This window comes from Caulobacter sp. D5 (assembly GCF_003185805.1).
In the GTDB taxonomy this organism is placed as follows: Bacteria; Pseudomonadota; Alphaproteobacteria; order Caulobacterales; family Caulobacteraceae; genus Caulobacter.
Genome location: NZ_QHJY01000015.1, coordinates 14,533 through 27,422, shown reverse-complemented (window position 1 = coordinate 27,422; position 12,890 = coordinate 14,533). Strand labels below are relative to the sequence as shown.

General features: G+C 67.5%; 9 protein-coding genes and 2 pseudogenes. 10 read left to right on the top strand and 1 reads right to left on the bottom strand.

The window, feature by feature from the left end; translation table 11 throughout:
• From DMC18_RS26475 to DMC18_RS01325, 10 genes and pseudogenes are all read left to right on the top strand, one after another.
• Window positions 1-169 (top strand): annotated as a pseudogene (locus tag DMC18_RS26475) (hypothetical protein); the annotation flags it as partial.
• A gap of 4 nt (window positions 170-173) precedes the next feature.
• Window positions 174-1,250, top strand: coding sequence for a glycosyltransferase family 2 protein (locus DMC18_RS01370; protein ID WP_110132644.1), 1,077 nt, complete (start codon window positions 174-176; stop codon window positions 1,248-1,250).
• The gene (locus DMC18_RS01365) at window positions 1,247-2,392 is read left to right on the top strand and encodes a glycosyltransferase (RefSeq protein ID WP_110132643.1); all 1,146 of its coding nucleotides are present in this window, start codon (window positions 1,247-1,249) and stop codon (window positions 2,390-2,392) included. The genes DMC18_RS01370 and DMC18_RS01365 overlap by 4 nt, the downstream gene beginning before the upstream one ends.
• 40 nt (window positions 2,393-2,432) lie before the next feature.
• Window positions 2,433-3,737: a hypothetical protein gene (locus DMC18_RS01360; RefSeq protein WP_110132642.1), complete on the top strand. Its 1,305-nt coding sequence runs from the start codon at window positions 2,433-2,435 to the stop codon at window positions 3,735-3,737.
• The gene (locus DMC18_RS01355; RefSeq protein ID WP_110132641.1) at window positions 3,734-4,819 is read left to right on the top strand and encodes a glycosyltransferase family 2 protein; all 1,086 of its coding nucleotides are present in this window, start codon (window positions 3,734-3,736) and stop codon (window positions 4,817-4,819) included. Before DMC18_RS01360 ends, DMC18_RS01355 begins: the two co-directional genes overlap by 4 nt.
• 59 nt (window positions 4,820-4,878) lie before the next feature.
• Window positions 4,879-6,345 (top strand): lipopolysaccharide biosynthesis protein, encoded by a 1,467-nt coding sequence (locus tag DMC18_RS01350; protein WP_110132640.1) that lies wholly within the window; start codon window positions 4,879-4,881, stop codon window positions 6,343-6,345.
• A 62-nt stretch (window positions 6,346-6,407) separates the two neighbouring features.
• A pseudogene (locus tag DMC18_RS01340) lies at window positions 6,408-7,420 on the top strand (glycosyltransferase family 2 protein).
• A 391-nt stretch (window positions 7,421-7,811) separates the two neighbouring features.
• Window positions 7,812-8,858: a glycosyltransferase family 2 protein gene (locus DMC18_RS01335; RefSeq protein WP_158285829.1), complete on the top strand. Its 1,047-nt coding sequence runs from the start codon at window positions 7,812-7,814 to the stop codon at window positions 8,856-8,858.
• Between the two features lie 122 nt (window positions 8,859-8,980).
• The gene (locus DMC18_RS01330) at window positions 8,981-10,267 is read left to right on the top strand and encodes an acyltransferase (RefSeq protein WP_158285828.1); all 1,287 of its coding nucleotides are present in this window, start codon (window positions 8,981-8,983) and stop codon (window positions 10,265-10,267) included.
• Window positions 10,167-11,501 (top strand): family 16 glycosylhydrolase, encoded by a 1,335-nt coding sequence (locus tag DMC18_RS01325; RefSeq protein WP_110132635.1) that lies wholly within the window; start codon window positions 10,167-10,169, stop codon window positions 11,499-11,501. The genes DMC18_RS01330 and DMC18_RS01325 overlap by 101 nt, the downstream gene beginning before the upstream one ends.
• A 117-nt stretch (window positions 11,502-11,618) precedes the next feature.
• Here the strand turns inward: DMC18_RS01325 and DMC18_RS01320 are convergent, their stop codons facing one another.
• Window positions 11,619-12,617 carry an NAD(P)-dependent oxidoreductase gene (locus DMC18_RS01320; protein ID WP_110132634.1) on the bottom strand — a complete coding sequence of 333 codons (999 nt, stop codon included), beginning with the start codon at window positions 12,615-12,617 and terminating at the stop codon, window positions 11,619-11,621.
• Window positions 12,618-12,890 lie beyond the last annotated feature (273 nt).

Sequence of the window (12,890 nt, the reverse complement as noted above, 5' to 3'; positions counted from 1 at the left end):
CGTCCGCCTCAAGGGCCTGCTGGCCGCCCCGGTCGTCGTCGACCTGCGCAACATCTACAAACCCGCCGAAATGGTGCGCGCGGGCTTCACCTATGCCTCCATCGGTCGGGGAAGCGCCTCGGCGCTGGCCGTGGAAGAGCCCGTTCTCGACGTCGCCGGTCAGGGGTGATCCCATGTCGGCGCGAGAAGAAGGCCAACGCCGGGGCTCGGCCCCGGCGGTCGGCGGCGTGCTCGTCGTCATCCCGACGCTGAACGAGGCGCGCCACATCGGCGGCATCCTGCAGCGGCTGTCCGAAGACCTGCCGACCGACGTGCGCACGACGTTCGTCGTCGCCGACGGCGGCAGCACCGACGGCACCATCGGCCTGGTCGAGGCGGTCGCGGCCCAGCGCGCCGACGTCCACCTGCTGCACAATCCGCTCCGGCTGCAGAGCGCGGCGGTCAACCTGGCCGTCGAGCGCTTCGGCGACGGCATGGACGTGCTGGTCCGCTGCGACGCCCACGGCGCCTATCCCGCCGGCTTCGTGCGCCAACTGGTGGCCACCATCCAGCGCGAGCGTTCGGACTCGGTGGTGATCCCGATGGATTCCACCGGCGGGGCCTGCCTGCAGAAGGCCGTGGCCTGGGTGTCCAACACCCCGGTGGGCACCGGCGGATCGGCGCACCGCGGCGGTCGCGTCAGCGGCTATGTCGACCACGGCCACCACGCCGCCTTCCGCATCGACAGCTTCCGGCGCGTGGGCGGCTACGACGAGACCTACAGCCACAACGAGGACGCCGAGTACGACTGCCGCCTGCGCGGCGTCGGCGGGCGCATCTTCCTCGACGCCGAGATCCGCCAGGAATACTTCCCGCGCGACACCCTGCGCGGCATGTGGAAGCAGTACTTCAACTACGGCGTCGGCCGCTCGCGGACGGTGCGCCGGCATCCGACCTCGATCCGCCTGCGGCAGCTGGCCCTGCCGGTCCACCTGGTGTTCGCGACGCTTTCGCTGATCGCGGGCGTGGCGATCCATCCGGTGCTGGCCGCCTGGCCGGTGCTCTACACCGCCATCCTGGCCGCCACCGGCGTCATGCTGGCGCTGAAGCACCGCTCGATCTGCGGCCTGCTGGCGGCGCCCGCGGCCTTCGTGATGCACACGGCCTGGTCGCTCGGCTTCCTGTGGGGCTTCGTCAAGGTTCGCGAGACGCGCTGGACCGCGCCCGCGGTCGAGGGCGAGGAGAGCGTGGCGGCGTCGTGTGCCGCATGACGGAGCGGCCTCTTTCCGCTCTGCTGCTCGACCCCTCCCTGTTCACCGCGCCCTACGACACGGGACTTTCGGAAGGCCTGGAAGCCGCGGGCGTGGCGCAGACCTGGGCCGTGCGGCCCGAGCGCGCCGGCGAAGCCGCGTTCCGGCCCGCCGGCGAGGCCTCGCCGGTCTTCTACCGCCGTTTCGACCGGCCGGACTTCCTGCCGGGGCCCCTGCGGGCGCCGGCCAAGGCCCTGTCGCACCTGGCCGGCCTGCTGCGCGTGCTGGTCATGGCGCGCCGGTTCGACGTCATCCATTTCCAGTGGACGGTGCTGCCCCTGGCCGACGCCGCGGCCATCTGGCTGCTGAAGCGCGCCCGGCCGGTGGTGGTGACGGTGCACGACACCAACCCGTTCAACGGCGAGAAGATCTCGTTCTTCCAGAACCTGGGCTTCGACCTGCCCATCCGGCTGGCCGACAAGGTTATTGTCCACACCCAGTCGGCCCGGCGCACGCTCGAGGCGCGGGGCCTGGCGCCTGACCGTGTCGCCGTCGTCGAGCACGGGCCCCTGCCGGTCGGCGCGCCGCCGCCGGTCGTGTCGCCGCGTCTGGACGACGGCCGGTGGGTCTTCGTGCTGTTCGGCCAGATCAAGCCCTACAAGGGGCTGGACATCCTGGTCGAGGCCGTCGGACGCGCGGCCGCCGACCTGCGCGGCAAGGCCCGCTTCGTCGTCGCCGGCGCCGCGCACATGGACATGCAGCCGATCACCGACGCCATCGCGCGCCACGGGATCGAGGACCTGGTGGAGCTGCGTCTGGGCCGGCTGAGCGAAGCCGAGATGGCCTCGCTGTTCGAGGAGGCCGACTGCTTCCTGTTCCCGTATCGGGCCATCGACGCCAGCGGCGTCTATTACATGACCCGCTCGTTCAACAAGTGGATGATCGCCAGCCGTGTGGGCGTCTTCGCCGAGGCCATGGAGGACGGCCGCACGGGCGTGCTGACGCCGCCCGAGGACGTCGAGGCCCTGGCCGCAGCGATCGTGCAGGCGGCCAACGACCGCGCGGTTCCGACGGCCGACGCCGAGGATAGTTCCTGGCGGGGCATTGGCGAGACGACGCGGGCGCTCTACGAAGCCCTCCTCGCTGCGCGTGGGGCGCGATGACCAGTCGCGATCCCGCCAGCCTCGCAGGAGGTCCGTCGTCATGTCGCTGATCACGATGGATGCGCCGTCGCCCCGCGTGGCCGCCCGGCCCGCCGCGCCGGCCGGCGCGCCTTCGCGCAACGCCAAGGGCGTCGTCACGGCGGTCTTCGTCTCGATCCTGTTCCTGGCCAACCTCGGCCTGACGGTCGGCGGTTTTCCGCTGAAGTTCAGCCTGGTGGCGATCTACGTCCTGGCGGCCTACGGCCTGTGGACGCGCAACTTCATCGTCAGCCTGCCGTCGGTGGCGTTCTACGGCGTGCTGGCGACGGCCGCCTGGGTGTCGACCGCGATCAATCCCGAGGCTTCGGCGGGATCGCTGTCGCTGCTGCTGGTGCTCTACGCGCCGTTCGTCCTGCGGCTTCATCCGCGGATCAACGCCCGCCAGTGGATGGAATTCTGCCTGCGCCGCTATGGCGATCTGGCGATGATCCTGGCCTTCGCGGGCATGCTGCAGTTCATGCTGCAATTCGCCATCCACGCCCCGTGGCTGTTCGACATCAAGCAGCTGTTCCCCGAATTCCTGCGGGCGGGCGGCAACTACAACACCGTGATCGCCGCCGGCGGGGTGATGAAGTCGAACGGCTTCTTCCTGCGCGAGCCGTCCAGCTTCTCGGCGCTGATCGCCATCGCCCTGCTGATCGAGCTGGTCTATTTTAAGCGCCTGCAGCGGCTGGGCGTGTTCGCCCTGGCCATGGCCCTGTCCTATTCGGGCACGGGCATCCTGATCCTGCTGCTGGGCCTGATCGCGCCCACCGGCGTGAAGGCGATGGGCCGGGCCTTCGTGGTGCTGGGCGCGGCGTTCGTGTTCTTCCTGCTGTTCGCCGACGCGCTGAACCTGTGGTTCTTCCTGGGCCGCCTGAACGAATTCTCGACCGTCGGCACCAGCGGCTACGCCCGCTTCGTCGCGCCGGTGAACCTGCTGAAGACCGGCTTCTACTATCCGGAGTGGGCCAAGCTGCTGGGCCACGGGCCGGGCACGATCGACCGGGCCATCGTCTTCGCCAACGTCAAGTTCGAGATCTTCGACCCCACCTGGGCCAAGCTGATCTACGAATACGGGCTGGTCGGGTCGGGCGCGATCCTGCTGTTCCTGCTGGCGACGTTCGCGGGCAGGGCGCTTTCCCCGTCGATCCGCCTGGCTCTGCTCTACGCGTGGTTGGCGTCGGGCGGTCTGCTGCTGCAGTCGGACTTCTGCGCCCTGCTGCTGCTGATCGTGGTGCTCAGCCCGTCCGTCGCGGCGTTCAAGGCCGCGAGTCCAAAACCGGCGACCGCCGCTCCCCGGTGGTCGCAGCGAGGTGTGTCATGACCCAGGCAAGCCCCTCCGTCGCCGTCATCATCACCTGCTACAACTACGAGCGCTATGTCGCCGCGGCGATCGACAGCGTGCTGTCGCAAAGCCGTCCGGCGGCCGAGATCATCGTCATCGACGACGGTTCGACCGACAATTCGGCCGAGGTGATCCGCGCCTATGGCGACAAGGTGATCCCGGTCATCCAGGCCAACACCGGCAAGGTGGCGGCGGTGAACATCGGCTATGCCCGCTCGAGCGCCGACATCGTGCTGTTCCTCGACGCCGACGACCTGCTGCTGGACGGCGCGCTCGAGGCGATCCTCGACGCCTGGACCCCCGAAACGGTCAAGGCGCAGTTCGAGCTGGAGATCATCGACGGCGCCGGCGAAGAGCTGGGCCGCCGCTTCTGCAATTTCCCGCAGCCCTACGGCCCGGGCGAGGTGCGCGCCGCCTTCGAGCGCACGGGCACCTATCTGTGGCCGGTCACCTCGGGCAACGCCTATGCGCGGAGCTTCCTGGACAAGCTGCTGCCGATGACGCCGCCGGTGTCGCAGGACGGGGTGCTCAACACCCTGGCCCCGCTCTATGGCGAGGTGGCGACCATCGCCCGCCCGCTGGGCCAGTATCGCCTGCACGGCCAGAACCGCAGCCGCCAGGACGCCAAGGGCAAGGCCAAGCGGCATCCGGACTTTGGCCGGCGCATCGCCTTCCGCGCGGCCGAGTTCGACATCCTGCGCGACCACGCCCAGGCCCTGGGGGCGAGCCTGCCGGCCGGCGACCTGCTCGACAGCGAGCTCGTGTTCGTCAACTACCGCCTGATGGCGCGCAAGCTCGACGACGCCTATCCGGGCCAGGAGCGCGAGAGCGTCGCAGGGCTGTGGCGCACGGCGATCGGCCTGGTGGCCGCCCAGCCGGCCAGCGCCAAGTCCAAGCTCGCCAATTTCGCCTGGCTGACCCTGCTGCTGGCCTGCCCGAAGGGGCTGGCCCGGCCGCTGATCAACCTGCGCTTCAACCGCTCGGAAGTTCTCGCACCGCTCCGCAACGCGTTCTCGCGTCTTCGCGGCGGCCCCGCGAGCCCCGCTCCCATTACCCAGTGATCAGACCCAGTGACCGGGGCGCGGCCGCGAGCCGCGCGCCCGTCACGATCGAGGACATCATGGCCGTCGACCGCGCGACAGCGTCGAAATCCGCATTCTGGAGCGCGCTGGAGAACGGCGGGCTTTCGCTTGTCTCGTTCGCTTCGCTGATCATCTATTCGCGGCTGCTGCCGCCGGCGCAGTTTGGCCTGTTCGCCATGGTCCTGGCCGTCGTCGAGCTGATCGGCATCCTGTCGAACATGTCGTTCCACGACGCCCTGGTGCAGCGCAAGGACATCACCGAGCGCCATTTCGACACCGCCTTCACCGCCTCGATGGGCATCTGCGTGCTGCTGACCGCCGGCTGCTGGGCGATCGGGCCGCTGTTCAGCCAGCTGACGCACGAGCCCGAGGCCGGCAAGATCCTGGGCTGGATGAGCCTGAGCTTCCTGGCGGCCGGCGCGACCTCGACCCTGGTGGCCCGCCAGCGGCGCGAGTTCGGCTTCAAGGCCCTGGCGCTGCGCTCCTTCGCCGGACGCCTGAGCGGCGCGGCGGTGGGCATCGCCATCGCCTTCATGGGGGCGGGCGTCTGGGCCCTGGTCGCCCAGCAGCTGCTGATGGTCTATCTCGGCTCGGCGGTGCTGTGGATCGCCAGCAAGGATCGCCCGCGCTTCCGCTTCGGCCTCGTCGAGTTCAAGCAGTTGACGGCGTTCGGCGCGCTGTCGGTCAGCGCGCTGTTCGTCAACTTCGCCATCAAGCGGATGTTCGTCTTCTTCGCCGGCATCTATCTGGGCGCGGGCACGGCGGGTTTCGTGAACCTGGCCTTCCGGACCATCGACACCTTCTGGTCGATCTCGGCCACGGCCCTGCAGCAGGTGACCCTGCCGATGATGTCGCGGCTGCAGAGCGACCTGCCGCGCCTGCGCCGCGCCTACGGCCTGGCCGTAGGCCTGGCCTGCACGGTGATGTACGCCGGCTTCGTGGGTCTGGGCGTCACCGCGCCCGAGGTGGTGGAGCTGCTGTTCGGGCGCCAGTGGATCGCCGCCGCTCCCTATGTCACCGCGCTTGGCTTCCTGGTGCTGCTGCAGGCCCCGCGCCTGTTCATCATCCCGATCCTGACCGCCATGGGCCGGCCGCACATGGTCATGATGGGCTATGCGGTCGGGCTGAGCTGGCTGATCGCCGCCATCTTCGTGACCCACCTTTCCTCCGCCAGCGTGGCGGTGGCGGTGTGGGTGAGCTGCGAGTTCATCTACGCGCCGCTGTTCGGCGGCATGCTCAAGCGCGCGACCGGCCTGACCTTCAAGGACCAGTTCGTGCAGATCCGGGCGCCGCTGGCGGCGGCCCTGGTCATGGCCGGGGCGGTGTACGGCCTGCGCCTGATCCTCCCCGACGGCCTGCCGGCCGTGGTCCGCGCCCTCGCCCTGGTCCCCGCCGGAGCGGTGGCTTTCGCGGGTGTATTGTTCGTGCTAGATCGCGCGCTGGTTAAGGAGCTGGTCGATTTCGGCCTCAGCTTCGTCAGACGTCGCGTTGCGGCCAGCGCCTAGCCAGCGCAGCCGGAAGCACTGCCCGGGGGGGCAAGTTGTACAATTTGAGTAAAGTCTCGGTAGTGATACCGAACTACAACTATGCCGAGTTTGTCGGCGCTGCGATCGAGAGCGCCCTGGCGCTGGACTGGCCTGATGTAGAAGTGATCGTCGTTGACGACGGTTCGACCGACCATTCGAAGGATGTGATCGGTCGCTACGAGACCGGATCACCGCCATCTATCGCGAGAACGGCGGCCAGGTCGCCGCCACCAACGACGGCTATGCGGTCAGCAGCGGCGGTCTGGTGGTGTTCCTGGACTCCGACGACCTCGTCGCCCCGGACCTGATCAAGGAAGTCTTCCCCCTGGTCACCGAGAAGGTGAGCAAGGTGCAGGTCCAGATGGAGTCGATCGACTTCCACGGGAGGCCGCTCTCGAACGTCTTTCCGAAGTACGGCGCCAGCCTGGATCCGGCCAAGATCCGCAGGTGGGCCGGGTTCGCCGGTTCCTATCCGACGCCGCCGGGATCGGGGAACGTCTATACCCGTCAGTTCCTGGACAAGCTGTTCCCGCTCGACGCGGCGATGGACTTCGCCCCCGACAGTCACACCCTGTCGACCGCGCCGTTCCTGGGCGACGTGGTGACGCTGGCCAAGCCGCTGGTCTCCTACCGGGTGCACGGCCGCAACATGGGCGCGATGGCCGAGCTGCACGAGGCGCGCTTCAGCAAGGAGGTCGGGCGCTCGATCACCCGGTCGCGATTCAGCGCCAGCCTGGCCAGGCAGAACGGCGTGCCCGTGCGCCCCGACGCGTTCCGCCGCAGCCTCAACGTCTGTTCGCTGCGGGCCTCCAGTCTGGTCCTGACGCCGAGCCAGCATCCCCTGGAGGGCGACAATCGCCTGGTGGTGCTGCGTGACCTGATGCGGTCCGTGGTGACGCCCCAGGGCAATTCGACGAAGGCTCAGCTGGCGCTGTTCTTGTGGGTCCTGGCGATCGCCGCCGCGCCCCGGCGGATGTCGCGCATGCTGATCCTCTGGCGCTATGTGCCGGTGTCGCGCCCACGGCTGATGCGCCGGGTGATCTCGCGCATCTGATCCGTCGCCGACGGGGCAGGGACGTCGCCGCGGGTGCGTGGGCGGCGAGGCGAGGCCTGCATCGGTTAACTGAGATGCTGGTCAAAACTTCGGCGGTTCGCTTCATCGATCTGCCGCGTTCGCGCGCTATTCTTGTGAAGGAAAAATAATAACACCATCATGAAGAACCGAAGGCGCATTCATGCGTTGCCGGTTACGGTGAAGCTGGCGTCCATCAGAAGGCGTAGTCTTCACTGAAAAGGAGGAAGCGTCGACTTCGGCGCAATCGCCATTGTTTTGACCCGGTTTGTCCTCTAACGGGGCTTTTCGCAGGGTCTGCAGGGGTGATGCGTGGCCGTGATGTCCAGCCAGGATGTGCAGTGTGAGTATGTTGCAGCTGGAGATCGTTGAAATGACTGGCGAAAAGCTTCTCAAAGTCTCGGTCGTCATCCCCAACTACAACTACGAATCCTTCGTCGGCGCGGCCATCGAAAGCGCCCTGGCCCTGGATTGGCCGGACGTGGAGATCATCGTGGTGGACGACGGGTCTACCGACGGCTCGCGCCAGGTGATCGAGCGCTATGCCGATCGGGTGACGCCCGTCTTCAAGGCGAACGGCGGCCCGGCCACGGCCTGCAACGCCGGCTACGCCCTGGCGACCGGCGACCTGATCATCTTCCTCGACTCCGACGACCTAGTCGATCCGTCGCTGATCCGCGAGGTGGCGGCCGTCCTGACGCCGCAGACCAGCAAGGTCCAGGTGCAGATGCAGACCGTCGACGCCGAGGCAAAGCCCCTGGGCAACGTGTTTCCGAAATACGGCGCCAAGCCCACGCCCGGCCAGATCCGGCAATGGGCGGCCTCGGCAGGCTCCTATCCGACCCCGCCGGGATCGGGCAACGTCTACACCCGCCGCTTCCTCGACCAGCTGTTCCCCCTGGACCTGACCATGGACCGGGCGACCGACAGCTATTTCCTCTCCACCGCGCCGTTCCTGGGCGAGGTGGTGACGATCGCCAAGCCGCTGGTCTCCTACCGCGTGCACGGCAAGAACATCGCCGCGATGGCGTCGCTGAACGTGTCGCGCTTCAGCAACGAGGTGCGGCGGGCGGTCAAGCGCTCGGCGTTCAGCGCGGGCGTGGCCCAGCGCAGCGGCGTCACGGTCCGCCCGCAGGCCTTCCGCGGCAGTCTCAATGTCTGCGCCCTGCGCGCGTCGAGCCTGGCCCTGACGCCGGGCGATCACCCGATCGAGGGTGACAGCCGCCTGAAGCTGATCGGCGACGCGGTTGGGGCGGTCTTGCGTCCGCAGGGCAATTCGAGCGCGGCCCAGGCCGTCCTGTTCTTCTGGGTGCTGGCGATCGCGGCGACGCCGCGGGCCCTGGCCACGCGGCTGATCCAGTGGCGCTACGTGCCGGCGGCGCGTCCCGCTTTCCTGAAGCGGGCCGTGGCGCGGGTCTAGATACAAGGCGTCCGGTCGCCTGACGGCCTTCCCGTTGAGGGCGGCGGTCGGCGGGGACGTCCAGACATATGAGCGCGCGGTCGCCGCGCGTCTTCCGAGCGAATGAGAATAGAGGTGGGCAGATGACGGACGCGGTGACGGCGGGGGGCAGGCCCGCGCCAAGGGTCCGCCTCGGCGAGACCACCTCGGCGTTTCTGGACCTGGCGCGCGGTCTCGCCGCCAGCCTGGTCGTGCTGGCCCACACGCGCCTGGTCTTTGATCTGCCCTGGCCCATCCAGGAACTCGGCGGCTACTGCGTGGTCGTGTTCTTCCTGCTCAGCGGCATGCTGATCTTCACCTCGCTGCTCAACCACCTGCGGTCGGGCGAGGAGCGTTTCGCCGACTTCCTGGCCGACCGGATCGCGCGGATCTTCACCCCGCTCGTGCCCGTGCTGGTCCTGGCGGTGCTGGCCAACTTCTTCCTGATCGACGGGCGCTGGGGCCAGCGCGGCGTGAACGAGGGCGTGGCCGCCTTCTTCGGCAACCTGTTCCTGCTCAACGACTATCCCCTGTTCCAGGCGGCGTCGAAGTTCGTGAACGTCTGGCCCTACTACGTGCGCTCGTACAACGCCGCCGAGCCGCTGTGGACGGTGGCCATCGAGTTCTGGATCTATGTCGTCGCGGGCCTGTTCGCGTTCCTGGTGGTGGCCCGCCAGCGGGTCAACTGGCTGACCGCCGCCATCGCCGCGGGCCTGGCCCTGCCGGTCTTCGTCTGGAACCTGTTCGCGGGCGGCGGTTCGGGGCTCAGCCTGACCTGGATGATCGGCGCGGCTTTCGGCGCGCTGTGGGCGGCGATGGCGGGGCGCGAATACAGCCGCCGCTTCTTCGCCAGCCTGCTCGTCGTTGGGGCCTTGGGTGTCGCCGGCAAGATGCTCGACAAGTCGAACCTCGCCTACAGCACTCAGACGGCCACCTTCATGGCTATGATGTTGTTTGGATTTGCGTTTTCGGTAGATATCAAAGGTGTGTCACTTTTTGTGCTTAAAAAGGTGGCGCATTTCTTCTCGTCTTATTCCTACAGCTTGTACTTGGTTCACAACATCGTGCTTGTTGTGGTCTTCGAATCCAAAATTGCCACGCTTGTTCCTTCGTATGTCCTGGCGATAATCGCGGCTCACTTGGTTGCTTCCGTAATTTACTTCCTGTTCGAGCGTCACCATAAGAAAGTGTCGAAGGCTATACGCCCTGCGTTGCAGTATTTGCTGCAACGCCCCGCGCGGAAATTTGCGGAAACGGCTCCTGGTGCGATCGGCGCGATGGAGGCCCTCGATGAAAACCGCAACACGGCGCTGGCTGGCGCCGATCCTGGCGGCGACGATGCTCTCGGCGCCGCCCGCCGCCCTGGCGAGCGGCTGGAAGCTGGTATTTGAGGACAATTTCGACGGGTCGGCCCTGGACCGCAGCGTCTGGGCCACCCGCTACATCTACGGCAACGAAAAGCAGGACAAGCTCAACGACGAGGTCCAGCGCTACCGCGACAACGACAACCATGTCGTCAAGGACGGGGTGCTCGACCTGGTCGCCCGCAAGACCGGGGAGGGAGCCTACGAGTCGGGCATGATCCGCTCGCTGCAGACCTTCTACTACGGCTACTACGAAGCGCGGGTGAAGCTGCCGAAGGGCAAGGGCATCTGGCCGGCCTTCTGGCTCAATTCCGACTACGACGCCTCCGGCGCCCTCAGCTGGCCGCCCGAGATCGACATCATGGAATATGTGGTCAACGGCGGCGAGGACCTGCCGAACATGGTGCACTCGGCCGCCGTGGACACTCCGCGCGGCTCGGCCGTGACCTATTACGAGACCCATCCGGAATATAACACCAAGCTGAAGTCCTTCGTCGGCACGGAGGATCTCAGCGACGGCTGGCGCGTGTTCGGGCTGGTGTGGACGCCGACCGACTACACCGTGCTGCTGGACGGCAAGGTGCTCTATCGCCGGCCCTATGCCTGGCTGAACAAGTCGGGGGTGCTGGCCGCGCCAGCCCATGTGCTGCTCAACTTCGCGATCGGCGGCAGCTGGGCGGGGCGCTACGGGATCGACGACTCCTATTTCCCCCAGGCCCTCAGCATCGACTACGTGCGGGTCTGCCAGTTCAGCGAGGCGTCCGACGCCGGGGCGCGTTGCGGCGACAGCGCCTACACGCCGAACCCGGCGGACTATCGCTACAGCGCGCCCGGCGACATGGATCGCGCGGTGTTCGGCGCGGCCGCCATCGGCGACGCCGAGAGCGGCGGCTCGGTGGCTTTGCCATCCGGTGTCGCGTCGGTGAAGGTGACGTCCCGCCTGCGCGCGCCCTCGGGCGTCGCCGCGACCCAGAACCTCTATTCGGTCATCAAGGCCAATGGCAGCGGGACGGTGCTGTCCGAGCAGACCACGCCGCTGGACGGCTACGACAACGGCGAGATGCGCACCGTGGTGCACGAAATGCCGCTGCCGGCGACGGTGAAGCCCGGCTCCTATCGCCTCGTCGAGGCGATCGTCGGCAAGACGCCGCCGGCGGGCGCCTCGACGCCCCTGAAGGCGCCGGTGCTGTGCGGCGGCGCCAAGACGCGGACCCTGACCTGCGACACCACCCAGGTGACGGTCACGACCGCCAGTTATTAGAGCTTCCGTCCTGACGGCGTCAGGACGGAAGCTCTGGTCTTTCGTTTAACGCATTTTCTGACGACGAACCGGTATCCACTTCGTCGGAAAATGCTCTCGCCGCGGTCGCGCGCCGGGTCAGACGAAGGTCTGGCCCGTGGCCGCCGCCCAACGGTCGACGCCGCGCGAGAAGCCGTTCTCGGGGAACAGCTTGTTGTCCACCGCCCAGCCCGGGAAGACGTGGGTGGAGCGGACCAGCTTGGTCACGCGGTCGGGGTGGATGCCGATGCCGACGCCGTTGAGGGTCGACAGGCCCTTGGCCGCCGCCATCACCACGCCCTGCGGCACGTCGATGAGCTTGGCCTTCGGGAAGTAGCGTTCCTGCAGGGTGGTGACGATGTTCTCGAGCGTCGGGCACTCGGGATAGCTGCCGTTCAGCGTGATCAGGGGCTGGCCCTGGCCGCCGGCCGTCAGCACCAGGTCGAGCAGGTCCTCGACATAGATGCACGACTTGACGGTGTCGCGCCGGCCCGGGAACACGAACACGCCCTTCTTCAGCAGCCCCGCCATGCGGGCGAAGTTGCCGCCCTCGCCGGCGCCGAACACCACGGCCGGGCGCACGACCACCAGCGAGCGGCCCGTGCCCTGTCCCAGCCACGCGCGATGGATCTTCTCGGCCATCAGCTTGGACTTGCCATAGGCCGAGACGGGATCGGGCGCGCTGGTCTCGGTCTTGCGCTCCTCGGAGGGGCCGTAGATCGAGATCGAGCTGGTGAAGGTGATGTGCTTGACGCCGTCACGCTCGGCCAGGCGCACCACTTCCAGGGCGCCGTTGACGTTGGTGTCGTAATACTCGTGGTCGGGGTGGCCCGGCGTGGTGTGCACGGCCGCCAGGTTGAAGATCTCGTCGATCTTCGGAAGCTCGGCCGCGCCCAGATCGCGCACGTCGCCGACGACGTAGGTGACGCCCGGCAGGGTCTCGCGCTGGGGTTTGAGGTCCAGGCCGATCACCTCGGCGCCGGCGGCCGCCAGGCGCCGCGTCAGGTGCGTGCCGATGAAGCCGGACGAACCGGTGACGAGCACGCGACGGCCAGCCATCCGTCCCAGATCAATCTGGTCAGTCACATTGTCGGTCATGTCGATGTCTCGATACGCTCGGGGAGGAGCTTTCGCACTGGGCCCTAATTAGCCTATCTCGCGCGAATGGGGCGACTAGAAATCGCCCTCGCGTCAGGACTTTTTCTGGAATTGCTGAGCTTTTGTGCGCTTCTGGGAAGAGCAATCGGCCTGTTAAGGCTGCGCTATTCTGCGCCTTGCTGTGGAAAAGCGCGCCGCGTGGCGAAAAATTTTCCGATTTACGTATAAAGCCGTCGCAATTGCGCCTAACGGTGAGGGCTCATGCCCTGCCGT